Raw genomic sequence first — 26516 nt, forward strand, 5'->3', positions numbered from 1 at the left:
GGGGCAATTCTAGGCTGTGTACGAATTGAGCCCTAACAAGTGCATGGAGTGGGACGTTTTTTCCGCTACGCGCTTCGCGCTGCGCTCCAAAAACGCCCCTCATGCACGGCGTTATGCGCTCTATACGTGGTTGAATCAATATGACTAAATCCGATGTGGACGAGAGCCTGACGCAGTTATACCTGAGATTGAATGGATACTTCACAACTGGATTTATCGTTCATTCTACCGAGTGGGGACAGGCAAGAACCGAAGTGGACTGCCTTGCTGTTCGGCACCCCTACTATTCTGAGCCAGAGCGTCAGATTGGTCCGTCTGAATTTCTCGGAATGAACCAAGATGAGGTAGACCTAATCTTGTGCGAAGTAAAGAGCGACCCGCAGATGATTGGCTTTAACAGAGCTTTAAAAGAAGATAGCGCCGCCTTGGCTTCCATATTGAGGCGGTCCGGCTTATTTCCAGAAAAATGTCTGACGGAAGTAATCGCTAGGTTGCATCCATTACTTCAGGATGAAGCGAAAGAGGACTGCGCAAAGACAGGAATAGTTGAAGCGAATGCGCGAATCCGGCCACTTCTTTGTTGCCCTTCTGCCACCGATCGAGATTCACAGCGCTGGTGCCTAAAGGGGAGCGAGATACTACATTTTCTTTCCAAATGCTTCAATCCAGACGAACCCCGGGATAGCTGCTCTAGTCGGTACAATTTTCAACAATGGGGGCGCCAATTCGAGCCGATAGTGCGGCACATAAAGCAAAATGCTACCGGAGCTTCTCTCAGCGGTCTTTATAAAATTTTTGATGTCGAATAATAGAACGCTGCGATTGGATAAATTTTCCGTCGCGCCTAGAACATTCTAGGTTACCGCAGGGGTCAAGTTTAGACCCCAGTGACTGTGGCAAAATCTGACCCAAATTTGATTTTTAACGGCATGTAGTCAAACTTCCTCGATATGAAAATAGCCATACCGTTTATCTTCATTTTGACACTAGCCACTGGCTGTAGTGAGCCACGCGATTTAGTCATCTCACGCGCGATTTACCACAATTGCACCAATGCCTGGCTTGAGAAATACGACGTCCCGAATAGCGAGTTAAAGATTTATACTGCGAAAGAGCCTATGCCGGTAAAACAAAATCACCAGAACTACGGCACAGACTTATTTTTTGCTGTTCATCATAGCGTCGTATACGCTGACCTTCATATCGCGTGCATGACCGACTCGAACTTCCAAGTTTTGTGGGTTTCTACCGTCGACAGCAACTTTATATCTGAAAAAGAATGGAAAAATAAAATTGATTCTGGTGTTAAATTTCGAAATTATCATAAATTCAAAGAATAGCCGCGCATGACATATCGCTGCAGTTGACCGCCCAAAGCGCTGGCGCGCTTCGGGCACCCTCCACGGGCTTCCCCGCTACGGCGGCAACTGAGCTTGGGCGCTAGCACTAGCACTAATAAAATTTGCGAGGGATTATGAATCGAATAGTAAAAAGCTTTGTATTGCCGCTGTTGCTATTGCTGGGTGCGTGCGTAACCGTTCCACCGGAAGCTGCTCGAGTACAGCTCCACAACCAAATGAGCAGCCTGCTTCAGGATTGTCGTCGTATGGGTCCCGTTCGCGGTTCGGGATCACGACTAATCTCGAAGGAGAATGCTCTAGAAAAAGCTAAGGTACAAATGCGTGAGAAAGCCGCAAAGGAATACAAGGCCGACTCCGTGGCACTGATCAATATTGATCCATATTGGAATGAAATCGTTACGAACGGGGTCGCATTCGATTGTTATCCAGATCGCTGACATTTTGCAGGAAAAGGGGTAAATCAGGGAAAGGCGCAGACACGAACAGAGAATAGCCTGGAAGGGTCGCGCCGGCCACGCTATACCGCGCCCATCGACGCTAGTCAGGCCGTCATACGCCAATGAGCTGACGAAAAAGGCTCGCCTGGCAAACAAGCGGGCGCACAAGGGTACAACCGGCAAAGTTGCCGCGAGGGACGGCCGACATATCCACCGACGGCGCGGTCGCCGACTGGCCCATCGTTCGACGCCTCAGCGGAACGCGGAACTCGAATGAGCAAAACTAGCGGGGTGTGCTTCCCGAGTCGGCCACCAGCGCCACGCCGCACATGATCAACCCGGTGCCCGCGAAGCGCTGAAGCGAAAGCGGCTCGTCCAGCGCGGGCCAGGCGGCGGCACCGAGATAGACCAGCACATAGCTCAGCCCCATCAGCGGGAAGGCGATGCTCAGGGCCATGCGCGAGAGCACCTGCAGCCAGACCATGACCGCGGCGGCGTAGACGATCATGCCGGCCCAGACGAACGGGATGCTGGCGGGCGAGGCGAGCCCGCCCCGGACCAGCCGGCCGAAGTCGGCGAACGAGTCGACGGGCCCGAAGTCGAGCATGCCGCGCCGCATGAACAGCTGGCCGGCTGCCATGAGCGATACGGCGAGCAGCAGCTGGCCGGCGCCGACGATATCGACGGGTCTACGCGCCACGCGCCAGCGGGAATAAGGGGTCAGACACGAATGGCAAGATTGCCCTGCCTCCACTGGCCAGCTGATCCGCGCCTGAAGCTGGAACCTGTCGTCGTCCGCCGGGCCGCATGTGGATCAAATGAGGTGGCGGTTTCACGCTACTGCATCCTGGCGCGTCCCGGCCCGCGTCGATCAAAAGGGCCGCGCACGAGACCGCCCCCGGTGCGTTCGATACGGGCCCTACCAGCGTGCGACCTCGAGCCCCAGACCGCCGACCTGGTGGAACAGGCGCTTCGACGGGCACACGGCGACGCCGTTCTCGGCCCAGGACAACAGCGGCAGATCCGCATGGGAGTCGGAATAGGCGGTGACGTTGGTGCCCTCGTCGGGCTGGCCGAGCAGCGCCCGGACCCGGCGCAGCTTTTCGTCGTCGCGGCAGTTCTCGCCGTCCATGCCGACGAGTCGGCCGCGGGCGTTCCAGGCCACGCGGGTGGACAGCACTTCGTCGATGCCCAGCCGGTCGGCCAGCTTGCTCACGTAGACGTCGAAGCTCGCGGTGGCCAGGATCACCCGTGCGCCCTCGGCCTGATGACGACGCAACTGGACCATGCCCTGTTCGCGCATCGCGTCGGCCAGCAGCTCGTCGGCGAAGCGCTCGGCCCAGGACTCGACGCGATGACGCGGCTGGCCGCCGAGGAAGGCGCGCAGCACCTGCGTCTTGACCCAGGTGCGGTCGCCCCAGCGCCAGAAGCGCAGCAGACTGACCGGCAGCCGCCACAGCGCGAGACTGCGGCGCCGACGCTGATGGCGCAGATAGCCGACGACGAAGGGCAGAAACGTGTCGTACCGGGTGAGCGTGACGTCCAGATCGAAGACGACGATGGGCGGCGACTGGGGCAAGACGGGCTCGTTCGACAACGGGTGATCCCGCCAGCTTAAGCCAAACCGGCGCGCTTGCGCCGGCCCGACCGGTCCGCGCCGGCTTGTGTTCGCACACAGTCGCCCTGAATATTGCGGGCTGACCGCTTCCACGACGCCGTTCCATGCGCAAGCCCCGTACGCCCACGCCCGCCCAGCGGCGCGCTCTGGCCCGACGTCTGGGCCGGGAACTCAAGCGTGATGTGCCGCTCGCCTCGAAGACGAGCTTTCGCATCGGCGGACCCGCGGCGCTGTATTTCGAGGCGCGCACGCCGGAGGCGCTGGCGATCGCGGTACGCGCGGCCCGCGCCCTGGAGGTGGACCACTTCCTGCTCGGCAGCGGCGCCAACATCCTCATCGGCGACCGCGGCTATCCGGGGCTGGTGATCGCCAACCACGCCCGCGAGATCACCGTGCGCGGCACCTGCGTGACCGCGGCCAGCGGCGCGATGATCTATCCGGATCTGATCGACGCCGCGACCGGCCACGGCCTCTCGGGCCTCGAACATTATGTGGGCATCCCGTCGACCGTGGGCGGCGCGCTCTGGCAGAACCTGCACTTTCTGTCGCCCGCCCCGGCGCGCGAGCGCACCATGTTCATCGGCGAGATCCTGGAGTCCGCGGAACTGCTGACCGCGGACAACCGACGCCGTCGGGTGGACGTCGACTACTTCGATTTCGGCTACGACCAGTCGATTCTGCACACCCGCGACGACGTGGTCCTGTCGGCGACCTTCGAACTGGAGCCGGCGCCCGCGGAGATGCTCGCGCGGATCATGGACGAGAACCTGCGCTGGCGCGCCGAGCGCCATCCGCCGCTGGACAGCGAACCCTCGGCGGGCTCGATCTTCCGCAAGATCGAGGGCATCGGCGCCGGCCGGCTGATCGACGAATGCGGTCTCAAGGGCCTGACCTGCGGCGATGCCCAGATATCCCCCAGGCACGCCAACATCATCGTCAACCACGGCCGGGCGAGCGCAGCCGACGTCTGCGCGCTGATTATGCACGTCCAGCGCACGGTCCACGCCGACACCGGCTACTGGCTGACACCCGAGATCTCGTTCATCGGCGAATTCGGCCCGGTGCGCCGGATCGCGCCGGAGAGCCGCGCGGCAGCCGAAACGAAGATGTAACCTCGGCCTGCAAGGCTTCGATAACCGCCGGCTGCCGCCGGCCCGTGGAGTATCAATGACCCCGACCCGACCCATCGCCCTCGTGCGCTCGCTGTGCCTGCTGGCCGTCGCCGGCGCGGCCCTGAGCGCCTGCGGTGCGAGCAACGACGACGGCGATACGGCAAACGACAGCAGCGCCGACAACGCCGCGGCGACCGACAGCGACTTCTCGCGCGACCAGATGCGCATCGTCGGCTCGTCGACGGTGTATCCGTTCGCCGCCTATGTGGCCGAAGAATTGGGCGCCACCACGGATTTTCGCACGCCGGTGGTCGAATCCACGGGTTCGGGCGGCGGCTTCAAGCTGTTCTGCGCCGGCCTGGCCGAAGACACCCCGGACATCACCAACGCATCGCGCCAGATGAAGCCCTCCGAGCTGCAGATGTGCCAGGACAACGGCGTCGAGGACATCACCCAGATCATCGTCGGCGCCGACGGCATCGTGGTGGGCCAGAAAAAAGAGAACGCGGACCTCGACCTGACCCGCGAGCAGCTCACCCTGGCGGTCGCCGCGCAGGTCCCCGAGGACGGCGAACTGGTCGACAACCCCTACGACCGCTGGAACGAGATCAACTCGTCGCTGCCCGATCGCGAGATCATGATCTACGGCCCGCCGACGTCCTCCGGCACGCGCGACGCGTTCGAGGAACTGGTCATGGCGCACGCCACCGAGAACATGGACGGCTACGACGAGGCCTACACCACGATCCGCCAGGACGGCCAGTACGTGCCCTCCGGCGAGAACGACAATCTGATCGTCCAGAAGCTGGCCCAGAACGACAGCGCCGTGGGCATCTTCGGCTACTCCTTCCTCGAGGAGAACCGCAACAAGATCAAGGCCGCGACCATCGGCGGCGTGGAACCCGAACGCGCGCTCATCTCCTCGGGTGAATACCCGGTCTCGCGCTCGCTGTTCTTCTACGTCAAGAACGATCACATCGACAAGGTCCCCGGCGTGGACGAATACGTGACCCTGTTCCTGTCCGACGCCATGGCCAGCGACCGCGGCATGCTGAAGTCCCTCGGCCTGGTGTCGCTGCCGCCCGAGGAACTGGAGGCGATGCGCAAGCACTGGGACGAACGCGAACGGGTGACCGAACAATCGCTGAGCAAGGACGGCTGACCGTTATCGGGTGGTTTCGGGGGTATGCCCCGTGCCACGGCCGGCCTCCGGGTCGGCCTTTTTTTGCGCGGACGCGCCGCGCCGGCCGGGCCGACGCCTGCCGGCGCGGCTGCCGGCGGCGCCCGTCGGTAATCGGAATTTCACTGGGCAGCCGGCCCGATTTGGGCACAATGAAGCCCGATGGTACGCAGCCGATCCCGACCCGCCATGTCCGCAACGCCCTACCGCCCCCGCACCGCGCTGGCCACCCATGCCGTCGACAACCAGCCGCCGCCGCTGGTCGACTACAACGCCTATAGCTCCGACGTCGCGCTGATCGATGCGGTCGGGCGCGAGGGCGGCGACTGGGGCCGGTCGCGGCTGGAGGCCTACGGCGCGATCGCCGGCGGGGAACTCGTCGAGATCGGTTTCGACGCCAACGAGAACCCGCCCGCGCTGCGCACCTTCGACCGTTACGGACAGCGCATCGACGAAGTCGATTTCCATCCCGCCTACCACCGCAGCATGCAGCTGGCCAAGGCACACGGCCTGCACGGTCTGACCTGGACCGCAGGCCGGGACGGCGCCCAGGTGGTGCGCTCCGCGCTGTTCTACCTGCACAACCAGATGGAGGCGGGCACGATGTGCCCGATCACCATGACCCACGCCTGCGTGCCGGCGCTGCGCCATGCGCCGGCGCTGGCCGAGCGCTGGCTGCCGGGCATCCTCGCCGATGCCTACGATCCGGCCTGCCGGCCGATCGCCGACAAGACCGGGTTGACCATCGGCATGGGCATGACCGAGAAGCAGGGCGGCTCGGACGTACGCGCCAACACCACCCGGGCGGTGCCGGCCGGCGACGGCATGCATCTGCTGACCGGCCACAAATGGTTCTTCTCGGCGCCGATGTGCGATGCCTTTCTGGTGCTCGCCCGGGAGGCCGACGATGGCCTGTCGTGCTTTCTGCTGCCGCGCTGGCGCGCCGACGACAGCCGCAACGCGATCGACATTCAGCGGCTCAAGGACAAGCTCGGCGACCGCTCGAACGCCTCCTCCGAGGTCGAGTTCCGGGAGGCCGAAGCCTGGCGCGTCGGCGAGCCCGGCCGCGGCGTGCCCACCATCATCGACATGGTCTCCCAGACCCGGCTGGACTGCATGCTCGGCTCCGCCGGCCTGATGCGCCAAGCGGTGGTGCAGGCCATCCACCACTGCCGCCACCGCGAGGCCTTCGGCGCGCGCCTGAGCGAGCAGCCGCTGATGCAGCACGTGCTCGCCGACATGGCGCTGGAGTCCGAGGCCGCGATGGCGCTGTCGATGCGTCTGGCCCGCGCCTTCGAATCCGACGACGACTCGTCGCGCCTGCTGGCGCGCATCGCCACGCCGGTGGGCAAGTATTTCGTCTGCAAGACCGCGCCGCCGCTGGTCAACGAGGCCCAGGAATGCCTGGGCGGGGCCGGCTATGTGGAGGAATCGATCCTGCCGCGGCTGTTCCGCCAGTCCCCGCTCAACTCGATCTGGGAAGGCTCGGGCAATGTGCAGTGCCTGGACATGCTGCGGGCGATGAGCCGCAGCCCGGACACGCTCGACGCGCTCGAGGCCGAACTGGCCGGCGCCGCCGGCGCGCACCCGGCCTATGACGCCCACTGCGCGCACCTGCGCACGCTGCTGCGCGACCGCGCCGAGGAGCCGATGCAGGCCCGGCGCGTGGCCGAGGCCGTGGCCCGCGCGCTGCAGGCGCGCATCCTGCTGACCGGCGCCGCGCCCTGGGTCGGCGAAGCCTTCTGCGCGGCCCGACTGGGCGGCGACCACGGCATCGCCTACGGCACGATCGGCGCCCCGCTGGACGTCGCCGCCCTGATCGAGCGGGCAGCAGTCCACCACAGCCCCGCCTGATCGCTCCGGGCGCCGACACCGGCGCCCGGCCCTTCCCGCCCGGCCACACGCCGACCGCGTCCGGTACGTCGGCATCGTCGATGGCGTCGATCTTGTTTTAGGCAGATAGTCTTGATTCTCGACTGCTGCATAGTGCACTATTATTGCCTGGCCACCCCGGAACACGCCGTGCCGCCCCGCATTCCGCCCTCGATCCGCTGTCATCTGCCCTACCTGCTGGCGCGGGCCTATCAGCGCCAGCAGCGACTGTTCGAGGCCCATACCCGCGACTTCGACATCACCGGCCGCGACTACGGCCTGCTGCTGATGCTCGAATCCAACCCCGGGCTGTGGCAGAGCGAGATCGCGGACCTGATGGGGCTGGACCGCACGACGGTGACCTATCTGGTCGACAGCCTGCAGAAGCGCGGCTGGGTCGCCCGCGAACCGGACCCCGCCGACCGCCGGGCCCATGTCGTCACCATGACCGCGGACGGCCGGACGGCCCTCGAATCCATTCGCCCGGCGGCGGCCGCGGCCATCGACGAGGTGCTCGCGCCGCTGGACGAGACCGAACGCGACCAGTTGCGCGCCCTGCTCACGCGTCTGCTCGGACACTGACCATGCGCTCCACGCTTGCCCTCCTGCTCGCGCTCGTACTCGCCACCACCGCGCTCGCCGCGCCGCCCGGCGCCGAGGCGCTGCAGCTGCCCGAACAGCTGTCGCTGCGCCGGGCCGTCGACAGCGCCCTGGCGCGCAATGTCCAGACTCTGCTCGCCGACGCCCGCCGCGACGAGGCCACCGGCCAGCGGCGCGAGGCCCGCTCGGCGTTCCTGCCGCATCTGTCCGCGGAGGCCGGGCAGTCGCGCCAGCAGATCAACCCGGCCGCTCAGGGGCTGGACATCGAATCCGCACTCGAACGCCTCGGCCCCGCGGCCGGCGGCGCCGACATCGAGGTGCCGGACGTGATGACCTACAACAGCTTCGACGCCCGGGCCCGGCTGCGCCAGAACCTGTTCGACTACAGCGCCTGGCAGCGCTATCAGGGCAGCCGGGTGGGCGAGACGATCGCGGGCGACCAGCTCGCCGTCGCCCGCGAACAGGTCGCCGCCCAGGCGGCGCTGGACTACGTCGCGGCCGCGGCCAGCGACGAAACGGTGCACGCCGCCCGCGCGGACCTCGAACTGGCCGAACGCCTGGTCCGGCTGGCCGTCGACCAGGAGAACGCGGGCATCGCCACCGGCGTGGACGTCACCCGTGCCAAGGCGCGCCGGGCCCGGGCCCAGGCGCGCCTGGCCGCGGCCCGCACGCAGCGCAGCCGGGCACGCATCCGGCTGGCCCGGACCGCCGGCCTGCCGCTGAACGCCCCCCTGGCCCTGAGCGACGATCTCGACCACGCCCCGGTCGCCGTGCCGCCGGAGGCGGCGTCGATCGCCTCGGCCCTGGACGCCCGCGCCGAAGTGCGTCTGGCCGCCGACCGCATCGCGCAGGGGCGCCGGCGCTTGGCCGCGGCCCGCGGCGAGCGTCTGCCCACGGTGGCGATATCGGCCGCCTACGGCGAATCCGGCAACACCTACGACGAGAATCTCGAGGACACCTACAGCGTCGGCGCGCAGTTGCAGCTGCCGATCTTCGACGGCGGCGCGATCAGCGCCCACATCGACGGCGCGGCCAGCCGTCTGGATCAGCAGCGGATCCGCTATCGCGACACGCGCATCCAGGTCGAGCAGGACGTGCGCGTGGCGCGACGCACGCTGGCCACGCTCGGCGACCGGGTCGCCGCCGCCCGCGCCGGCCTCGACCTCGCGGGCCAGGAGCTCGAGCTCGCCCGTGATCGCTTCGCCGCCGGGGTCAGCGACAACGTCGAGGTGGTCGACGCCCAGGCCGCGCTCGCCGAGGCCCGCGACACGCGCGTGAGCGCCCTGGCCGAATACGCCCGCGCCCGGATCAATCTCGCCGCGGCGCTCGGCCGCGCCCGGCAATTCAGCCTGCACGAGTCCAGCACGCCATGAGCGACACCGCCCCGGAGACCGCCGACACGCACGATTCGCCGCATACGGCGCCGCCACCATCCGGCAACGGCGGCGGCAAGGGTCGACGAGTCGCGATCATCGCCGCGCTGCTGGCCCTGCTCTGTGCGCTGGGCGCGCTGGCCTACTGGTTTCTCACCCACGATCAGGAGAGCACCGACGACGCTTTCGTTAAGGCCGACATCGTGCAGGTCGCGCCCCGCGTGACCGGCACGGTCGACCAGGTCTTCGTGCGCGACAACCAGCACGTCGAGGCCGGGGACCCCCTGTTCACGCTGGACCCGGCGGATTACCAGGCGGCCCTGCTTCGGGCCGAGGCCAACCTCGAGGCCGCGCGCGCATCCTATGACGCCAGCCAGAAGCAGCTGTCGGTGACCCGCCAGACCGGCGATGCGGACATCGAACGCGCCGAGGCCGCGCTGGAGACCGCCCGCGCCGAGGCCGATCGCGCCTCCGCCGATGCCCAGCGCTATCGGGCACTCTACGCCAAGCGCGAAGTCTCGCGCCAGCAGCTCGACCAGGCCGATACCACCGCCACCTCCGCCCGGGCCCGGGTCCGCGAGGCCAAGGCCCGGCTGGCACAGGCCCGGGCCGCACCCGACCAGATCGCGCTGCGCGAATCCCAGGCCTCGACCGCCAAGGCCCGCATCGCTCAGGCCAGGGCCGAGGTCGAGCAGGCGCGGCTGAACCTGTCCTACACCGAGATCCGCGCGCCCCAGGCCGGCACGATCGCCGAGAAGTCCGTGCTCGCCGGCAGCCATCTCGGCGCCGGCCAGGCGGCCCTGGCGGTTGTTGCCGACGACCCGTGGGTGGTGGCCAACTTCAAGGAGACCCAGCTCAGCCGCATGCGTGTCGGCCAGCCCGTGGACATCGAGGTCGACGCCCTGCCGGATCATCCCCTGCACGGCCGCGTGGAGTCGTTCCAGCCCGGCACCGGCGTGACCTTCAGCCTGCTGCCGCCGCAGAACGCCACCGGCAACTACGTCAAGATCGTGCAGCGCGTGCCGGTCAAGATCGTGTTCGATGATCCGGGCGCGGTCGACGACCTCGGTCTGGCGCCCGGCATGTCGGTCGTGCCGACGGTGGACGTCGGCGCTCGGCCCGAGCCGATCGAGCGTCCGAGGCCGGCCACCGCGACCGCCGACGCCTCGAGCCGGTCCTAGCCTAGTGTCCCGCGACGCCCGTTCATCGCGCCGTGTCGGCGCCTTTTCGCGCCCTGCGGCATTGCGGCCATGCGCCGCATGTCCCGATGCGGCTCCTGAGCGCGCCCGGCCCGGCACGAGACGCCAGTCGGCGGTCATGGCCCCAACGAACGCGGGCGGACACTAGCGGCGATGGCGGCCTCCGGCGACAGTGCGGCGCTCGCCGCCCGGGCGGCCTATCCCGCCAACCGCTGGCTGATCGCGGCGGTGGTCGGCATGGCCGCGTTCATGGAGGTGCTCGACATCTCCATCGCCAACGTGTCGCTGTCGCACATCGCCGGCAGCCTGTCGGCGAGCCAGGAGGAGGCCACCTGGGTGCTGACCTCCTATCTCGTCTCCAACGCCATCGTGCTGCCGATCTCGGGCTGGTTCTCGCAGGTGCTCGGGCGCAAGCGCTTCTTTCTGATCTCCATCGTGCTGTTCTCGGTCGCCTCGCTGGCCTGCGGCCTCGCGCCTTCACTGGGCTGGCTGATCGTGGCGCGCATATTCCAGGGCGTGGGCGGCGGCGGCCTGCAGCCGGTCTCGCAGGCGATTCTGGCCGACTCGTTTCCGCCCAAGGAACGCGGCATGGCGTTCGCGATCTACGGCGTGGCGGTGGTCTTCGCGCCGGCGATCGGGCCCACGCTCGGCGGCTGGATCACCGACCACGCCAGCTGGCACTGGATATTCCTGCTCAACGTGCCGGTCGGCGTGATGCTGTTCGTGGTCGCCGGCATGCTGGTGCGCGACACCGCCGCCTACGAGGCCGCGCGCCGCGCCAAGATGGCCGGCTTCCGGATCGACTACGTCGGCTTCGCCCTGCTGGCCGCGGGGCTGGGCTGTCTCCAGATCATGCTCGACAAGGGCCAGCAGAACGACTGGTTCGACTCGTCGTTCATCCTCACCATGGCGGTGATCGCGGTGAGCTGTCTGTCCGCGCTGGTGCTCTGGGAGCTGTTTCATCCCCATCCGATCATGGACATCCGGCTGTTCCGGCACTTCAACTTCGCCGTCGCGAACCTGTTGATGTTCATGCTCGGCTTCGTGCTGCTGGGCTCGACCCTGCTGATCCCCCAGTTCGTGCAGTCGGTGCTGGGCTACACCTCGACGCTGGCCGGGCTGGTGATCTCGCCCGGCGGCATCGCCATCGTGCTCATGATGCCGCTGGTCGGGTTTCTGTCGAACCGCATCGAGGCGCGCTGGATGGTGGCCTTCGGGCTCGGCGTGGTCGCGCTGTCGATGTTCCATATCGCCGGATTCACGGGCGATGTGTCGTTCTCCCAGCTGGTGGTGGCGCGCATCTACCAGACGCTGGGCATCGCCTTTCTGTTCATCCCCCTGACCGGCATCGCCTATATCGGCGTGCCGGCCGACAAGACCGACCAGATCTCCGCGTTCATCAATCTGGCGCGCAACATCGGCGGCAGCGTGGGCATCTCGCTGGTGACGACCTGGCTGGCCCGGCGCGCCCAGTTTCACCAGAACGTGCTGGTCGGCGAGATCACGCCCTACGACCACCAGTACAACGCGCTCGTGCAATCGCTGACCGAGCATTTCGCCCAGATGGGCGCCGGTATCGAGGCCGCCCGCCAGCAGGCGGTCGCGACCATCGGCCAACTGGTCTCCGAACAGGCCCAGATCATGGCGTATCTGGACGACTTCTGGCTGCTCGGCGTCATCTTCGCCGCGCTCATCCCGTTGACGCTGCTGGTGGGCAGTTCGCGCCAGAGCGACGCCTCAGTCCGACCAGAGCATTAGCTCATTGTCGAATCGAACACCAGGTCAAAGACAATAGAAGGGAATCCAGTAGGTCTATCCCCGTGGCGTTTGGGCCCGATTGAACGCCGTAACATTTGCCCCGTGCTGTCATGGTCTGATTATCCGGCAAGACTGAGGCATTTCGAGACCAGGCTGAGTTTCGCCCTTAACCGAGAAAATGAATCAGTGGGGCGACCTAAAACGTCGATTTTTTTTACACAATCAAAGAAAGACGCATCTCAAAGGTCGCAGTGCTCGCCATCCAAAACCGCTTATGATCCATCGCTAACACTAGCGCACAAACAATTAAACCGTTATAAATAATTATTATTTATCACAAAAAAACCAAGAACAATCTACAAAGCGGGATAATATAAACTATCAAGCATAGAAAAATGCTACTTGTGGCACGTCACTTGCCTCTCTATTAAGCGGCAATCCAGTTTGCCGACTACTCATATATAACAAATGAGGCAACCTCGTGAATAAATTCAACCAATTGGCAGCAACCCTTGTGTCAGCGATCGCCATTTGCATTCCTGTATCCGCAACTGCAGATGCGGTTCGAGTCGATCAGTCTGATTTTTTACCAGCGGCCGGCCTGATCACTTTCAGCGAATTTGGCCTAAATACCGTAAACCCCTCCTATACATCCTCCGACTATGGAGGCGACGCAAATTCGCCGATGGTTACCTTTGGCGGCTTTTTCAGTGGTCAGCAGATTTCCAACGCTCCGGCGACGGATTGCCCTGGGGGAGCGGCGACAGGTTGCGTGGTTGGCTCTCCCACCGGTCCGCTTGCGCTCGATCCGACGTCACCCGACACCTTTGTCACCAACGACGGAGCGGCCCCGGATAGCCCAGTTCTATCCGGAAGCCCGCGATTCAGCGGCCCCATCGGTATTCTGTTCAATGATCCACTCGTCGGAGTTGGACTCGATGGCGGCTTCTTCGATGCCATCGGCTCAACTAAAATCGAGGCATTTAGCCTTGATGGAAACTCGCTTGGTTCGGTGGCAAATCTAAATACAGGCTACAACTTTTTGGGGCTTGCAACCGAAGACGGCACACCACAGATTGGCGGCCTACTATTCAGTCTTGTCGCTGATGAACCCGCCGGATTCGGTATCGACAACCTCCGTTTTGCACGAGCTGGAGAAGTCGTCACACCATCTAATCCGGTAAACGACGTTCCGGAATCGAGCTCATTGGCCTTCTTTCTCATAGGGGCTTTAGGGGCCATATCTACGGCTTTTCTACGGCGGAGATACGTTTAAATTTAGTAAGCTAACGATAGTGCACATTACTCCAGCTTCGACGTAGGCGCTTTCGCTCTATTAGCCGGTTTAATAAGACTATTAGCCTGAAATTGTTCAATGCATTATTTTGGCTTTCTGCATCAAATTGCTTAGTTAGGCCCTATGGATCGACCTGCAATCCATAGGGCCTACAGAAGGCGCTACTAGACTTCCCCCTGACTAACAGCAGGCCGTTCTATCAGCGCGATCAATCCCAATGCATACATCAGGCACCGACCTCGTGATCGCCTTTATAGGGCCTCCATCAGACTAAATGATATTTTTCGACTTACATCATCGTGTTAGCGCGAACTTTCGATAGAGTTTGCAGTATCCTTTGACCAAGGCAGCACGCAAAACCTGATGCTGCAGAATTTGCTCAAGGATTTGCACACGCATCGCCAGTGAGCCTAACCCACTCACTTGTCCTAACTAAACGCAAACGTCTCCAGCGGCATAACAAGTAGGCGACAATGCGATACTCGCCAAATAATCGCGTATCGAACTGCCCGGCGACGCGTCTGCCACCGCTCACCTTATGAAGAGGTGCTCCACCGTGACGATGGCCGCCCCGGAGGCCGTGCTCGATTTCTGGTTCGGACAGCTGCGTCCGACGCAGTGGTTCCGCGCCGATCCGGCCCTCGATCGACGGATCGCCGAGCGCTTCGGCGACACTCTGGCCGCCGCTACGGTCTGCGAGCTCTGGCCCTGGCGCGCGCACGCCACCGGCCGGCTGGCCGAGATCCTCGTGCTCGACCAGTTCTCGCGCAACGTGCATCGCGGCACGGCCGCGGCCTTCGGCAACGATTTGCTGGCCCTCGCGCTGGCCCAGGAGCTGGTCGCCGGCGGCCACGACGCCGCGCTCACGCCGGACCAGAAGCACTTCGCCTACATGCCCTACATGCACAGCGAATCGCGCCGCGTGCACGCCGAGGCGCTGCGGCTGTACGACCAGCCGGGCCTGGAGACCGCCCTCGGCCACGAGCGCGCCCACCTCGAGGTGCTCGAGCGCTTCGGCCGCTATCCGCAGCGCAACGCCGCGCTCGGCCGGCCGTCGACCGCGGCCGAACGGGCGTTCCTGGACGCCGGGCCGTCGTTCTAGGCTCGTGGAGCCAGCCTGGCAAGGCCGCGTTCGACACCGCGCAGCATGTCCTGCCAGACGCGCGTCCCCGACCGGGGCGCCACGATCGAGACGGGCCACGCCGCCGGGTGCCCATGGTCGATATGCGCCATTCGTTGGCGGCCAAGGCCGAGGGGCCGGGCGCCCCGTGAATTCACAAGCTGCGGCGATCCGGCGCTGTCGCATGCGGGCGCATAGTGACTGCGCAGCGCGCACGACGCCGTGTCTTGCCGCTGACCGTCAGTCTTCAGGAAGCGCCTGCCGCGGGATCGCCCGAGGCACGACCGGACCCTGGCGCGCCCGCCTCGAGCGGCCGGCGCAGGGTAACCGCGCGGTGATGGGTATCAGTTTCCTGCGCGCCAGGACTCGCCGTCGCGCGCGGCCTCGCCGTTTTCGGCCAGGCGGATGAGGTGCGCCTCGACCTGGGTCGCGGCCATGCCGGTCAGCCGCGGGTCGAGATCGGGATACAGCCGCGCGGCGATGGCGCGCGCCGTGGTCGGCCCCGAGGCCAGGGCGTCGCGCACCTGGGCCTCGCGCTGCTCACGATGGGCGACGATGTGGGCCAGCGTCGCCGCCGGGTCGTCCAGCCGCCGGCCGTGGCCCGGCGCGATGGCGTCGATCGGCATGGCCTGCAGCCGCGCGATGCTCGCCAGATAGTCGCTCATCGAGCCGTCCGGCGGCAGGATCACCACCGTCACGTCGGCCATGACGGTGTCACCGGCCAGCAGCAGACGCGCCTCGCGGGCGAAAAAACACAGATGATCCGCCGCATGACCCGGGGTGTGCACCGTCTCGAGCGTGACCGCGCCGAGATCGAGCACGTCGCCGTCGGCCAGCGGCGCGTCGACCCGGTGGTCGGGGTCGTAGGGCTGCGCGAGCGCGAGATCGCAGCCGCGCACCGGCACGCCGAGCCGCGCGGCCAGCCGGCGCGCACCGCCGGTGTGGTCGGGATGGGCGTGGGTCACGAGCACGGCCTCGATGGCGCCGGGCGCGGCCGCGACCAGGGCCTCCAGATGGGTGTCGTCGTCGACGCCGGGGTCGACGATCACGCAGGGCCCGGTACCCACGACATAGCTGTTGGTTCCCGGGCCCGTCATGGGGCCGGGGTTGGGCGCGGTCAGCCGCAGGACGCCCGGCGCGATCGTCTCGGGCGCGGCCGGCGTCACGACGACACCGTGCCGTCGGCCATCAGCCCCGCCAGCGCGCTTTCGACGTCCTCGTAGTCGCAGAGGCGTTCGAGCGTGACCCGCGTGGGATGCATCATCTCGATCTCGCCGCGGTCGTGACTGGCCAGCGCCGCGGCCGGGCCGGCCCACCAATGGTCGACGGTCTCGTGGCCGTCGCAGGCGGCGCGCTGGCCCTCGGGCGCCCGCGCGGCGAAGAAGCGGGTCGCGTAGCGCCGCGGTCGCCCCGGCGGCGTCGTCCACTGCGCAAAGTAGACCAGATCGTCGAGCGCGAAGCGCAGCTCCAGGCGCGCGGCCACGTCCGCCCAAGAGCGATCGCCCGCGTTAAGCGCATCACGCTCGCCGGCCGGAATCTCGGCCGGCAGGTGGCTGCAGCCGACCAGCAGCCCGGCCTCCTCGAAGCATTCGCGGATCGCCGCCAGCCAGAACGCCAGCGGCCGTCCGGTTTCGCCGAGACAGGCCCGGGCGTAGTCGACGCCCGCACTCACGCGCGCGGCCAGCACCGCGTCGGCGTCGCTGTCGTCCACCGCGCCGCCGGGAAAGACATAGGCGTTGGCACCGAACACGTGACCGCCGTGACGGCGCAGCAGCAGCACTTCCAGACCCTCGGTACCGTCGCGCAGCACCGCGGCCGTGGCCGCGTCGCGCACCGTGACCCCGTCGCTCATGAGACTGTTGCGGGACAAAACATGTCGGCTAGCATACCTGTATGAAACAGACGACGGGCCAGCCGGCGCATCGCGTTTTCGTCTACGGCACGCTGCGGCCGGGCGAGCGCAACGCGCACTATCTCGCGCACGCGGCGCATCTCGGCGACGCGGTCACCGCGGCGGCGTTCACGCTGCTCGATACGGGCCCCTACCCGGCCGCGCTCGACGCCGGCACGACCGCCCTGGTGGGCGACGTCTACGCCGTCGATGCAACCACCTTCGGTGCGCTCGACGTACTCGAGGACTATCCGGTGCGCTACACGCGACGGCTGATCGAGACCGCGCACGGCACGGCCTGGATCTATCTCTGGATCGCGGGCCGCGATCCGGCCTGGCCGGTCATCGCCCACGGCGACTGGTGCCGCCGTCACGTGTCCGCCTGACGCCCGACCACGAACGAGGACACCCGCTTGAGCCCGACCGACAGCGCGCCCCGGCCGGCCGACGGCCCGGTACGCGATCTCTACGATCTGGTGACCGGCGACGAGAACGCGCGCGTGTGCCGCGACATCTCGGATGCGGCCTGCCGCGAGCAGCCGGCGAATTTCTTCATTCACCTGGTGGCCCTGGTCGCGAACAAGGCGGGTGATCTGATCGCCAGCCCCAAGCTCGTGCTGCCCTGGCTGCTGGGCGCGATCGGGGCGCCGGTGGCGATGATCGGCCTGCTGGTGCCGATCCGCGAGGCGCTGGCGCTGCTGCCGCAGCTGGCGGTCGCCGGCTGGATGCGTGCCCGACCGCGCCGCAAGGGCTTCTGGGTCGCCGGCGCGGCGATCCAGGGCACGGCCGTGCTCGCGATGATCGCGGCCGCGCTGCTGTGGTCGGGTGCGCTCGGCGGCGGCGTCATCCTGCTGCTGCTCGCGGTCTTCGCGCTCGGACGCGGCGTCTGCTCGGTGTCGTACAAGGACGTCCAGGGCAAGACCATCGCCAAGACCCGGCGCGGCACGCTCTCCGGCTATGCCGCGAGTGCGGCGGGCGCGATCGCGGTGGGGCTCGGCGTTGGCCTGTGGCTGCTGGCCGACGGCGGCCCCGGGCTCGTGCCCATCCTGCTGCTGCTCGGCGTGGCCGGGGTGGCGTGGCTGTTGGCGGCGGCGGTCTTCGCCGGCCTGCGCGAGCACCCCGGCGCGACCGAGGGCGGCGGCAACGCGCTGGCCACGGCCTGGCAGAGCCTGTCGCTGTTCCGGGACAAGCCGGGCTTCGCACGCTTTGTGGCCGTGCGCGGGCTGTTGATCGCGACCGCGCTGGCCGCGCCCTACTATGCGGAACTGGCGCGGGCGAGCGGCGGCGATGCCATCGGCAACCTGGCCGTGCTGCTGGCCCTGTCCGGGCTCGCCTCGCTGGTGGCCTCGCCGTTCTGGGGCCGCTTCTCGGACCGGTCGTCGAAGTCGGTGCTGATGGTCACCGGGGCCCTGGCGGCCGCCCTCAACCTCGGCGTCGCCCTGTGCGCGCTGTTCGGCGCCGGCGAGGCGCTGGGCGTCTGGCCTTTCGCGCTCGGCTATTTTCTGCTGGCCGGCCTGCACGCGGGGGTACGCCTCGGCCGCAAGACCTATCTCACCGATCTGGGCAGCGCCGACGATCGCGCCCGACTGACCGCGCTCGCCAACACCAGCATCGGCGTGATCCTGCTCGCCGGCGGCGGCTTGATCGCGGCTATCGGCACCGCGGGGGCGGCGATCGCGGTGGCCGCACTGGCGGTCCCGGCGCTGGCGGGCGCAGTGCTCGCCGCCGGCCTGCCGGCAACGACATAGCGCGCATCGCGGACGCGGTGCCGCGCGTATAGTCGCACCATGAAGCAGAACACGACCAACACCCCCCGCCGCCATACCGTAGCCGGCCGTTGCCTGCTCGCCACCCTGCTGCTGTGCGTCGGCCTGACCGCGGCGGCCGCGGGCGACAGCCCGGCCGAACGGCCGTTCGAGCCCGACGTCGCGGACGACCGGGCGGTGGCGATCTTCGCCGGCGGCTGTTTCTGGTGCGTCGAGGAGGCCTTCGACAAGGTCGACGGCGTGGTCTCGACCACGTCCGGCTACACCGGCGGCCACGTCGACGACCCCAGTTACGAGCAGGTCAGTCAGGAGAACACCGGGCACGCCGAAGCCCTGAAAGTGGTCTATCGGCCAGAGACCGTCGACTACGATTCCCTGCTGGAAACCTTCTGGCACAACATCGATCCGACCGACGACGGCGGCCAGTTCTGCGACCGGGGCGACTCCTACCGCAGCGAGATATTCGTGGTCGACGATGCCCAGCGAAAGGCCGCCGAGGCGTCCAAACGCGCACTGCAGAACGATCCCGACGCGCCCTCGCCGATCGTCACGGAGATCACTGCGGCGACGACCTTCTATCCCGCCGAGGCGTACCACCAGAACTATCACGAGAAGAATCCGCTGCGGTACAAGTTCTACAAGGCCTCCTGCCGGCGCGAGGCCGTGCTGGAGGAGCGCTGGGGCGAGACCGGCTCGCACGACTGAGCGGGCGCGGGGCGCGCTTCGCGGGCCGTGTCATGCGACACTGCCGGGATGCTCGCACCGCTACGCCGGCGTCTCGGTCAGGCACGCCAGACCGCAAGCACCACCCTGGCCAACGCCGCCGACTGGTTCGGCGGCGACCCCGACCTGTTCCGCGCCGAGCGCACGCCCTACGAGGTCATCCATCGTTTCGGCCTCATGCGTGTGCGCTACTATCCGCCGCTGGCCGAGGACCGCATCCGCCTGGGCGACACCACCCTGCCGGTCGCCGAAGGGACACACATTACGCCGGTCGTGCTGGTGCCGCCGCTGGCCGCGAGCACGCTCATCTTCGACCTGCTGCCGGAACGCAGTCTGGTCCGTTATCTGCGCGCCCGCGGCTTCGCGATCTATCTGGTCGACTGGGGCGCCCCCCGCCGCGCCGACGCCGCCCTCGGCGTACGCGACTACGCGCTGCGTCTGCTGCCCGACGCGCTGACGGCCGTGCGCGCCCACAGCGGCGAACCCGAGGTCTCGATACTGGCCTACTGCATGGGCGGGCTGTTCTCGCTCATCCACGCCGGCGCCGCGGCCGACAGCGCCCTGCGCAATCTCGTGGTCGTCGCCAGCCCCGTGGACATGCACGACGCCACCCTCGCCGCGACCACCCTCAAATGGCTGAATCGCCCGGCGCGGCTGCTCCGTCGGCACAGTGATTTTCGGCTGCACGACGTCGATCCGCGCCTGCTGCAGGTCCCCGGCTGGCTCAACAGCCTCGCCTTCCGCGCGACCAGCCCCATCGGCAGCCTGACCACCTATCTGCGGCTCGCCCGGCGCCTGGGCGATCGCGACTACGTCGCCGCCCACACCACGACCGGGCGCTGGCTGTCGGACATGCTCGACTACCCGGGCGCGATCGTGCAGGACTTTCTGGTCACGCTGTGGATCGACAATGCGCTGGCCGGCGGCCGGGTGACCTTCGGCGACACCGAGTCCGATCTGGGCCGCATCGACTGCCCGCTGCTGGCCATCGCCGGCGACGACGACCGCCTGATCGGCGCCAACAGCGTCGCGCGCGTGCTCGACCTGGTCACCAGCGCCGATCGACGCTTCGTGCGCGCCCCCGGCGGGCACGCCGGCGTGTTCGCCGGCCGCGAGGCCCCGTCACACAGCTGGCGCATCGCCGCCGACTGGCTGGCCGCGCGCTCGGACTAGGGTCCTGCTAACGCTTATGCGAACGCCGCGTTGGAGACCTCGAATCGTGTCTTGCAAGGCGCGATGCGAGCCGCCTGGCGCGCGCCGACGGCAGGCCGGTTCCGGGCCCGCTCGCGCTGCGCACGGTCGGCGCCAGGGCCCGGCCGGATTCCGGCGCCGCTAGTGCGCGGCCACGCGCGCCTCGGACGACCGCGCGCGACGTGCGAACAGGGCGGCCAGCACCGCGCCGCTGACGTTATGCCAGACCGAGAAGATCGCGCCGGGCAGCGCCGCCGTGGCGGTGAAGTACTGCTGGGCCAGCGCCACGGCCAGCCCGGAATTCTGCATGCCGACCTCGATCGCGACCGTGCGCGCGGCGACGGCGTCGCCGGTGACCGCCCGGGTGATCGCATAGCCCGCGCCCAGGCCGATGGCGTTGTGGACCACGACCGCGACCAGCACCAGCGCCCCGAGGGTCGCAATGGCCTCCGCGTTGAGCGCGACGATGATCGCGATCACGACGCCGATGGCCACCGCCGAGGCCAGCGCGCACCAGCCGTCGCGATCGGGCCAGCGCGGGCCGAGGGCGAGATTCACCGCCATGCCCCCGGCCACCGGCAGGATCACGATCTCGCCGATGCTGACCAGCATGGAGGCGACCGGAACCGCGATCTCCGCGCCCGCGTAGGCCCAGGTCAGCACCGGCGTGGCCACCACCGACACCAGCGTCGACACGCTGGTGAGCGTGATCGACAGCGCCACGTCGCCGCCGGCAAGGAAACAGATCACGTTGGAGGCCGTGCCGCCGGCCACGCTGCCGACCAGGATCAGGCCCAGGGCCAGCGGCGGGTCGAGCGCCATGCTCTGGGCGATGGCCCAGGCCACCGCCGGCATCAGCCCGAACTGCAGGGCAACACCCAGCAGCACCAGCGGCCAGCGCCCGGCGGCGCGGGCGAAATCCGCCGGCCGCAGGGTCAACCCCATGCCGAACATGATGATCACCAGCAGCGGCACGATCGCGCCCGAAAACGGCGTGAACAGCGGCGGCGCCAGATAGGCCAACAGCGCAAGCAGGCCCGCCCAGACCGGAAAGAGCACGGCGATCCGGGCCGACGACGGCGCGCTCACGGCGCCTCCAGCGCGTCGACGCCGGCGGCCGCCAGCAGCGCGCCGGTCTCGAACAGGGGCAGGCCCATCACCGCCGAATAACTGCCCTCGAGCCGCTCGACGAACAGCGCGCCGCGGCCCTGAATGGCATAGCCGCCGGCCTTGCCGAGCGGCTCGCCGGTGGCCACATAGGCCGCGATCTCGGCCGGCGACATCGCCCGCAGGGTCACCCGGCTCACACACACCCGGGCCGCGGTGCGGGCGTTGGCGAACACCGCCACCCCGGTGGCGACACGATGAGTCCGACCGGCCAGCGCCGTCAGCATGGTCCGGGCTTCGGCGTCGCCGGCCGGCTTGCCGTAGTTGTCGCCTTCCAGCGCCACCACGGTGTCCGAGCCCACGATCACCGCCTCGGGATAGGCGATCGACAGCGCCTCGGCCTTGGTCCGCGCCAGGCGCTCCGCCAGCGCCTCGGCGCTCTCCCCCGCCCGCGGGGTCTCGTCGATGTCGGCCGGGATCGCGGTATGCCGCAGGCCGAGCTGCTCGAGCAGGCGGGCCCGCTGGGGCGAGGCGGAGGCGAGGATCAGACGCGGTTTCATAGTGGTTTCACATGACGCAGGACATCGGCGCCCTCGACGAGATCGACGAAGGCATCGCGCATGATACGGCCGGCATCGATGGCGGTGCGCCAGGCGCGCAGACGCCCGGCATCGTCCCCGGCGTAGCGGTGGAAATCGCGCCGGTCGGGCACCCGTCCGTCGACCAGACGCGCCCGCAGGCCCGGGCCGGGCCCGATCAGCAGCGTGTTGGTCGCCAGCCGGGGCCGGCGCCAGGCCAGCGACTTGTCGAACCAGCCCGGCACCAGACGGGTGTCGAAATGGGGCATGAGCACCAGCGGCGCGTCGCCGCCGGGGGCGAGCAGCGGCTGATCGATGTGATAGTCGACGATGCCGCCATCGCGATAGACCCCCGGCGGCGCGCCCGCCGGATCGACCACGCCGCGCATGAGCAGCGGAATGTTGCCGCTGGCATAGACGGCGTCGCGGGCGTTGGCCGACGAGAGCGCCACCGTGCGCGTGGGCAGGCCGTCGCCGGCCGCGGCCAGCGCGGCGCCGTCGCGGGCGAAGACCACGCGCTCGAAGAACGCGCCGAGCGTGCGCCGCGAGACCGCGTTGGCCAGCGCGCCGAGCCCGGAGGCGGCGGCGAGCGTGCCGCGACGCTCGCTGGCGGTGAACCCGCGCGAACGCACGGTGATCGCGTGCAGGGCATAGCGCGGATGCTGCAGTACACCGTCGCGCACGGCCGGTGAGAAGAAAGCCTCGAGTATGCCGCGCACCGTGGCGGTGATCTCGTCGCGGCCGGCGCCGTCGCTGTAGCGCTGCTCGACGTAGCCCCGCTCCAGATCGGCGATCGCCCCCGCCGGATCGCTCGGGTGACAGGCCGCGGCGAAGCGCCAGGCACCGATCGACGATCCGACCAGGGCCACGGGCTGATCGGACCGCGCCAGCCAGTCGCCGAAGATATAGCGATCCAGCGCCGACAGGATCAGCCATTTCGGCCCGCCGGCAGCACCCGCCATGGCGCCGATCCGATCGGGCGTCAGGCCGCCCTCGGCCAGCGCGCGGCGGGCGGCCGGCCCGGCGCGCAGGGTCAGAATGTCCGCAGTCGCCATACCCGGGTCCGCGTTCGGCAAACGCCGCAGTGTAGCTTCCGGCGCCGGGAAACGCTCGGCGGCGCGCCGGCGCCGGGGCGCACGCCCGCCGAGCGAGGCGGGGGCGCGATGAGCCCGACCCCGATCGTGGGCCCGATCGGAGCCGTCACGACATCAAACCCGCGACCCCTGCGCCGCGACCAACGTGTCCGGCCGCGGCGTGTGTGCGCTGCCGGGATCGGCCATCCGGCCGCTCGCGGCTACGAGGCGCGCCGGTCCCCCCGCCGCGCTTGAGCGAATCCGGGACCTGGAACCGTCTTTTACGAACGCCGCATATCGTGGTCTGCACGGCGCGAGTCGCTGATCGTGGCGTGCCACGGTCCGGACGGTCGAGATCGCAGGGCACCCGTGGCCGATCGTTGATCGGCGGCCCGATCGGAACGGGCCGGGCGCCCGTGCAATAAACCGGGTGCGACAGGCCGGCATCGTGGCACACGATCACCGAGGAGGCTGCGCGGCGCTACGCCGCTTCCCGCCGCACGGCGGCGCCTAGCGCGGTGGCTGACATGCCGTGTCGCCGGGCCCTAATCGACGATGACGATCTTCATCGCGTTGGTCCCGCCGGGACCGGTGAAGTCGCCCTTGGTCAGCAGCACACGCTGGCCCGAGGCCAGCTCGCCGCGTTCGCGCAGACAGGAGACCGCCTCGTCGACCGGCACCGTGCCGTTGAGCTCCGACGGCGTGAAGGCGACCGGCTGCACGTTCCGGCACAGCGCCAGGTAGCGCTCGGTGCGCGGGTACTGGGTCAGCGCGTAGATCGGGATATGGGTGTCCTGGCGCGACATCAGCAGCGCCGTGGCGCCCGATTCGGTCAGCGCGATGATGGCGTCCGCATGCATGTGGCGGGCGGTGTACATGGTGGCCATCGCGATGGCCTCGTCGGTGCGCTTGAAGTGCGCGGCCAGCCCGCTGGCCGGGCGATCGGCGGTGGCCTCGCGCTCGGCGCCGACACAGATCCGGCCCATGGCCGCGACCGTGGCGACCGGGTAGCGTCCGACCGCGGTCTCGGCCGAGAGCATGACCGCGTCGGTGCCGTCGAGGGTGGCGTTGGCCACGTCCAGCACCTCGGCGCGCGTCGGCACGGGGTTCTCGATCATCGACTCCATCATCTGGGTCGCGGTGATCACGAGCCGGTTCATCTCCCGCGCGCGGGCGATGATGCGCTTCTGCACGCCGGGCAGCTCGGGGTCGCCGATCTCCACGCCCAGGTCGCCGCGGGCGACCATGACCGCATCCGAGGCGCCGATGATCTCGTCGAGCGCGGTGATGGCCTCGGCGCGTTCGATCTTGGCGCAGAGTTTGGCGCTGCCGCCGGCCTCCTCGACCATGCGTCGGGCCTGATGCAGATCGGAGGCGTCGCGCACGAAGGACACCGCGAGATAGTCGGCCTCCATCTCGGCGGCCAGGCGGATGTCGTCGGCATCCTTGTCGGTGAGCCCGCTCGCGGACAGGCCGCCGCCGCGCAGATTCACGCCCTTGCGTCCGGACAGGCGGCCGCCGACGTTCACCGTGCAGACGATGCGCCGCTCGTCCACGGAATCCACCGTGAGCGCGATGGCGCCGTCGTTGATCAACAGCTCGCTGCCGGGTTTCACGTCCGCCAGCAGCGGCTCGTAGTGGATCGCGACCTGCTCGCGGGTGCCGGCATCCGCGGCCAGACCGGTGTCCAGCGTGAACGTCTGACCGTCGGCGAGCTCGACCGCCTCGTCGACGAACGACTCGATCCGGATCTTGGGCCCCTGCAGATCGGCGAGCACGGCCACCGGCAGCCCGAGCTCGGCGGCGGTCTCGCGCACCCGGGCCACCCGCGCGCGGTGGTCGTCGGCGCTGCCGTGCGAGAAATTGATGCGGACGACGTTGACGCCCGCCCGGAGCAGCTCGGCGAGCACTTCCGGCGGATCCGAGGCCGGGCCGAGCGTTGCGACGATCTTGGTTTTTCGGTTCATGGCGGCAGACGCTAGCACAGCCATCCGGCCCACGGATGACGGCATCGCCCATCGGCGCCGGCATCCGCCGTAGAATCGGCCGCCCCGCCCGCGGCCACCGGATGCATGAACGCGAATTCCGCTCTCGGCAGACGCATCGCGACCCTCGCCCTGCTGTGGCTCGCGGGCGTGTACATGCGCGCGCCCATCCTGATGATGTCGGCGCTGGGGGCCCGCGTGCGCGAGGCCCTGGGCTTCGGCGACACCGGGCTGGGCGCGCTCACGACCACGCCCATTCTCATGCTCGGACTCGGCGCCCTGCCCGCGGCCTGGCTGATCGGCCGCTTCGGCGCGCGCAACACGCTGGTGGCGGCGATCGCGCTGACTGCGGCGGCCTCGGCGGCCCGGGCGCTGGCGCCGGATCTGGTGCCCCTGCTGGTCGCGACCGCGGCCATGGGCCTGGGCATCGCGGCGATGCAGCCGGCGCTGCCGGCCCTGGTCGGGCGCTGGTGTCCGGGTTCGGTGGCGCTGGCCAGCGCGGTCTACATGAACGGCATGATGGTCGGCGAGTTCACCGGTGCGGGGCTGACGCTGCCGCTGTTGCTGCCCGCGGCCGGTGGCGACTGGCGGCTCGCGCTCGCGCTGTTCTCGCTGCCGGTGCTGATCATCGCCCCGGCGCTGCTGTGGCCGACCCTGCACGGCACCCGCACCGACATGGACCGGCTGCGGCGGCGCCTGCCGGACTGGCGCGACGCGCGCATGTGGCTCTACGGCACGGCGCTCGGCGCCACCGCGGCCACCTTCTTCGGCATCAACGCGTACATGAGCCCGCTGCTGGCCCGCAAGGGCCTGGCCCCGGAACTCGATCTGGTGCTGTTCGTGTTCAACATCGCGCAGCTGGGCGGCTCGCTGCTGATGGTGTTCGTGGCCCGCGCCGTGCTGCGGGTGCCGCGGCTGCTGTTCATCACGCTGGCGCTGCACGTCGCCGCGCTGACCGGCTTCATGACGCTGGACGGGCTCGTGCCGCTGCTGACGGTAGCGTTCGTGCTAAGTCTGGTGGCGGCCCTGCAGCTGATCGCGCTGACCATGCTGCCGCCGCTGCTGCGCGGCCCCGACGCCGCCGGCGCCATGGCCGCCGGCATGTTCGCGATCGGCTATGTGCTGGCTTTCGTCATTCCGCTGATCGCGGGCGCGGCCAGCGACCTCTTCGGCCGCATCGATGCCGCGCTGTGGGTCTTTCTCGGCTGCAATCTGGTGTTTCTGCCGCTGGCCTGGCGCACGCCCACACGCAGCTGAGCCGCTGCGCGGACCGAA

25 protein-coding genes are annotated in these 26516 nt (G+C 68.1%); 17 read left to right on the plus strand and 8 right to left on the minus strand.

The window, feature by feature from the left end; genetic code table 11:
* Positions 1-140 precede the first annotated feature (140 nt).
* The 3 genes from SAHL_RS17495 to SAHL_RS17505 all read left to right on the plus strand — a co-directional run bounded on the left by SAHL_RS17495 (position 141) and on the right by SAHL_RS17505 (position 1798).
* Positions 141-809 carry a hypothetical protein gene (locus SAHL_RS17495; RefSeq protein ID WP_148045501.1) on the plus strand — a complete coding sequence of 223 codons (669 nt, stop codon included), beginning with the start codon at positions 141-143 and terminating at the stop codon, positions 807-809.
* 141 nt (positions 810-950) lie between these two features.
* The gene (locus SAHL_RS17500) at positions 951-1340 is read left to right on the plus strand and encodes a hypothetical protein (protein WP_148045502.1); all 390 of its coding nucleotides are present in this window, start codon (positions 951-953) and stop codon (positions 1338-1340) included.
* 134 nt (positions 1341-1474) lie between these two features.
* Complete coding sequence (locus SAHL_RS17505) at positions 1475-1798, plus strand: hypothetical protein (RefSeq protein ID WP_148045503.1); 324 nt, start codon at positions 1475-1477, stop codon at positions 1796-1798.
* A gap of 283 nt (positions 1799-2081) precedes the next feature.
* Here the strand turns inward: SAHL_RS17505 and SAHL_RS06210 are convergent, their stop codons facing one another.
* Entirely contained in the window at positions 2082-2498 is a 417-nt protein-coding gene (locus SAHL_RS06210) for a DMT family transporter (protein ID WP_123590540.1), read from the minus strand.
* A gap of 219 nt (positions 2499-2717) precedes the next feature.
* Complete coding sequence (locus tag SAHL_RS06215; protein ID WP_184947426.1) at positions 2718-3377, minus strand: HAD-IB family hydrolase; 660 nt, start codon at positions 3375-3377, stop codon at positions 2718-2720.
* A gap of 143 nt (positions 3378-3520) precedes the next feature.
* Between SAHL_RS06215 and murB the strand changes: the two genes are divergently transcribed.
* The 9 genes from murB (at position 3521) to SAHL_RS06260 (ending at position 14909) form a co-directional block, all read left to right on the plus strand.
* Positions 3521-4528, plus strand: coding sequence for a UDP-N-acetylmuramate dehydrogenase (gene murB, locus SAHL_RS06220; protein WP_123590542.1), 1008 nt, complete (start codon positions 3521-3523; stop codon positions 4526-4528).
* Between the two features lie 55 nt (positions 4529-4583).
* Entirely contained in the window at positions 4584-5690 is a 1107-nt protein-coding gene (locus SAHL_RS06225) for a PstS family phosphate ABC transporter substrate-binding protein (RefSeq protein ID WP_123590543.1), read from the plus strand.
* A gap of 207 nt (positions 5691-5897) precedes the next feature.
* Positions 5898-7562 (plus strand): isovaleryl-CoA dehydrogenase, encoded by a 1665-nt coding sequence (locus tag SAHL_RS06230; protein WP_123590544.1) that lies wholly within the window; start codon positions 5898-5900, stop codon positions 7560-7562.
* Between the two features lie 111 nt (positions 7563-7673).
* The gene (locus SAHL_RS06235; protein ID WP_123590545.1) at positions 7674-8162 is read left to right on the plus strand and encodes a MarR family winged helix-turn-helix transcriptional regulator; all 489 of its coding nucleotides are present in this window, start codon (positions 7674-7676) and stop codon (positions 8160-8162) included.
* Positions 8163-8164: 2 nt separating this feature from the next.
* Positions 8165-9553, plus strand: coding sequence for a TolC family protein (locus tag SAHL_RS06240; RefSeq protein ID WP_123590546.1), 1389 nt, complete (start codon positions 8165-8167; stop codon positions 9551-9553).
* A complete protein-coding gene (locus SAHL_RS06245; RefSeq protein WP_123590547.1) occupies positions 9550-10734 on the plus strand; it encodes an HlyD family secretion protein in 1185 nt (394 codons plus the stop codon). Before SAHL_RS06240 ends, SAHL_RS06245 begins: the two co-directional genes overlap by 4 nt.
* A 171-nt stretch (positions 10735-10905) precedes the next feature.
* On the plus strand, positions 10906-12510 hold the full coding sequence (locus SAHL_RS06250) for a DHA2 family efflux MFS transporter permease subunit (RefSeq protein ID WP_123590548.1): 1605 nt from the start codon (positions 10906-10908) through the stop codon (positions 12508-12510).
* 481 nt (positions 12511-12991) lie between these two features.
* The gene (locus SAHL_RS06255) at positions 12992-13786 is read left to right on the plus strand and encodes a hypothetical protein (protein WP_221177859.1); all 795 of its coding nucleotides are present in this window, start codon (positions 12992-12994) and stop codon (positions 13784-13786) included.
* Positions 13787-14369: 583 nt separating this feature from the next.
* Positions 14370-14909 (plus strand): DUF924 family protein, encoded by a 540-nt coding sequence (locus tag SAHL_RS06260; RefSeq protein WP_123590583.1) that lies wholly within the window; start codon positions 14370-14372, stop codon positions 14907-14909.
* 362 nt (positions 14910-15271) lie between these two features.
* On the opposite strand, the gene SAHL_RS06265 is transcribed toward SAHL_RS06260, so the two are convergent.
* A complete protein-coding gene (locus SAHL_RS06265; protein ID WP_123590550.1) occupies positions 15272-16093 on the minus strand; it encodes an MBL fold metallo-hydrolase in 822 nt (273 codons plus the stop codon).
* Complete coding sequence (locus tag SAHL_RS06270) at positions 16090-16797, minus strand: NUDIX hydrolase (protein WP_184947428.1); 708 nt, start codon at positions 16795-16797, stop codon at positions 16090-16092. Before SAHL_RS06270 ends, SAHL_RS06265 begins: the two co-directional genes overlap by 4 nt.
* A gap of 23 nt (positions 16798-16820) precedes the next feature.
* Here SAHL_RS06270 and SAHL_RS06275 point away from each other — a divergent pair, with 23 nt between their 5' ends.
* From SAHL_RS06275 to SAHL_RS06290, 4 genes are read left to right on the plus strand one after another with little or no spacing between them, the layout of a single operon-like run.
* Entirely contained in the window at positions 16821-17204 is a 384-nt protein-coding gene (locus SAHL_RS06275) for a gamma-glutamylcyclotransferase family protein (protein ID WP_123590552.1), read from the plus strand.
* A 27-nt stretch (positions 17205-17231) separates the two neighbouring features.
* The gene (locus SAHL_RS06280) at positions 17232-18566 is read left to right on the plus strand and encodes an MFS transporter (protein WP_123590553.1); all 1335 of its coding nucleotides are present in this window, start codon (positions 17232-17234) and stop codon (positions 18564-18566) included.
* 39 nt (positions 18567-18605) lie between these two features.
* The gene (msrA, locus tag SAHL_RS06285; protein ID WP_123590554.1) at positions 18606-19289 is read left to right on the plus strand and encodes a peptide-methionine (S)-S-oxide reductase MsrA; all 684 of its coding nucleotides are present in this window, start codon (positions 18606-18608) and stop codon (positions 19287-19289) included.
* 48 nt (positions 19290-19337) lie between these two features.
* The gene (locus SAHL_RS06290; protein ID WP_123590555.1) at positions 19338-20480 is read left to right on the plus strand and encodes an alpha/beta fold hydrolase; all 1143 of its coding nucleotides are present in this window, start codon (positions 19338-19340) and stop codon (positions 20478-20480) included.
* A gap of 159 nt (positions 20481-20639) precedes the next feature.
* On the opposite strand, the gene SAHL_RS06295 is transcribed toward SAHL_RS06290, so the two are convergent.
* From SAHL_RS06295 to pyk, 4 genes are all read right to left on the minus strand, one after another.
* Positions 20640-21587 (minus strand): bile acid:sodium symporter family protein, encoded by a 948-nt coding sequence (locus tag SAHL_RS06295; RefSeq protein ID WP_221177861.1) that lies wholly within the window; start codon positions 21585-21587, stop codon positions 20640-20642.
* The gene (locus tag SAHL_RS06300; RefSeq protein ID WP_123590556.1) at positions 21584-22165 is read right to left on the minus strand and encodes a Maf family protein; all 582 of its coding nucleotides are present in this window, start codon (positions 22163-22165) and stop codon (positions 21584-21586) included. The genes SAHL_RS06295 and SAHL_RS06300 overlap by 4 nt, the downstream gene beginning before the upstream one ends.
* Positions 22162-23238 (minus strand): patatin-like phospholipase family protein, encoded by a 1077-nt coding sequence (locus SAHL_RS06305; RefSeq protein ID WP_123590557.1) that lies wholly within the window; start codon positions 23236-23238, stop codon positions 22162-22164. The genes SAHL_RS06300 and SAHL_RS06305 overlap by 4 nt, the downstream gene beginning before the upstream one ends.
* Positions 23239-23801: 563 nt before the next feature.
* Complete coding sequence (gene pyk / locus SAHL_RS06310; protein WP_123590558.1) at positions 23802-25223, minus strand: pyruvate kinase; 1422 nt, start codon at positions 25221-25223, stop codon at positions 23802-23804.
* A 105-nt stretch (positions 25224-25328) separates the two neighbouring features.
* Between pyk and SAHL_RS06315 the strand changes: the two genes are divergently transcribed.
* Positions 25329-26498 (plus strand): MFS transporter, encoded by a 1170-nt coding sequence (locus SAHL_RS06315; protein ID WP_123590559.1) that lies wholly within the window; start codon positions 25329-25331, stop codon positions 26496-26498.
* The last annotated feature ends 18 nt before the right edge of the window (positions 26499-26516 follow it).

The sequence above is a fragment of the Salinisphaera orenii subsp. halophila YIM 95161 genome, assembly GCF_003732545.1.
GTDB classification, from domain to species: Bacteria; Pseudomonadota; Gammaproteobacteria; order Nevskiales; family Salinisphaeraceae; genus Salinisphaera; species Salinisphaera orenii_A.

Excerpts from the sequence above, each read along its gene's own strand:
- SAHL_RS17495 (WP_148045501.1), top strand. The coding sequence starts at position 141 with ATGACTAAATCCGATGTGGACGAGAGCCTGACGCAGTTATACCTGAGA.
- SAHL_RS17500 (WP_148045502.1), top strand. The coding sequence starts at position 951 with ATGAAAATAGCCATACCGTTTATCTTCATTTTGACACTAGCCACTGGC.
- SAHL_RS17505 (WP_148045503.1), top strand. The coding sequence starts at position 1,475 with ATGAATCGAATAGTAAAAAGCTTTGTATTGCCGCTGTTGCTATTGCTG.
- murB (WP_123590542.1), top strand. The coding sequence starts at position 3,521 with ATGCGCAAGCCCCGTACGCCCACGCCCGCCCAGCGGCGCGCTCTGGCC.
- SAHL_RS06225 (WP_123590543.1), top strand. The coding sequence starts at position 4,584 with ATGACCCCGACCCGACCCATCGCCCTCGTGCGCTCGCTGTGCCTGCTG.
- SAHL_RS06230 (WP_123590544.1), top strand. The coding sequence starts at position 5,898 with ATGTCCGCAACGCCCTACCGCCCCCGCACCGCGCTGGCCACCCATGCC.
- SAHL_RS06240 (WP_123590546.1), top strand. The coding sequence starts at position 8,165 with ATGCGCTCCACGCTTGCCCTCCTGCTCGCGCTCGTACTCGCCACCACC.
- SAHL_RS06245 (WP_123590547.1), top strand. The coding sequence starts at position 9,550 with ATGAGCGACACCGCCCCGGAGACCGCCGACACGCACGATTCGCCGCAT.
- SAHL_RS06250 (WP_123590548.1), top strand. The coding sequence starts at position 10,906 with ATGGCGGCCTCCGGCGACAGTGCGGCGCTCGCCGCCCGGGCGGCCTAT.
- SAHL_RS06260 (WP_123590583.1), top strand. The coding sequence starts at position 14,370 with ATGGCCGCCCCGGAGGCCGTGCTCGATTTCTGGTTCGGACAGCTGCGT.
- SAHL_RS06275 (WP_123590552.1), top strand. The coding sequence starts at position 16,821 with ATGAAACAGACGACGGGCCAGCCGGCGCATCGCGTTTTCGTCTACGGC.
- msrA (WP_123590554.1), top strand. The coding sequence starts at position 18,606 with ATGAAGCAGAACACGACCAACACCCCCCGCCGCCATACCGTAGCCGGC.
- SAHL_RS06290 (WP_123590555.1), top strand. The coding sequence starts at position 19,338 with ATGCTCGCACCGCTACGCCGGCGTCTCGGTCAGGCACGCCAGACCGCA.
- SAHL_RS06300 (WP_123590556.1), bottom strand. The coding sequence starts at position 22,165 with ATGAAACCGCGTCTGATCCTCGCCTCCGCCTCGCCCCAGCGGGCCCGC.
- SAHL_RS06305 (WP_123590557.1), bottom strand. The coding sequence starts at position 23,238 with ATGGCGACTGCGGACATTCTGACCCTGCGCGCCGGGCCGGCCGCCCGC.
- pyk (WP_123590558.1), bottom strand. The coding sequence starts at position 25,223 with ATGAACCGAAAAACCAAGATCGTCGCAACGCTCGGCCCGGCCTCGGAT.
- SAHL_RS06315 (WP_123590559.1), top strand. The coding sequence starts at position 25,329 with ATGAACGCGAATTCCGCTCTCGGCAGACGCATCGCGACCCTCGCCCTG.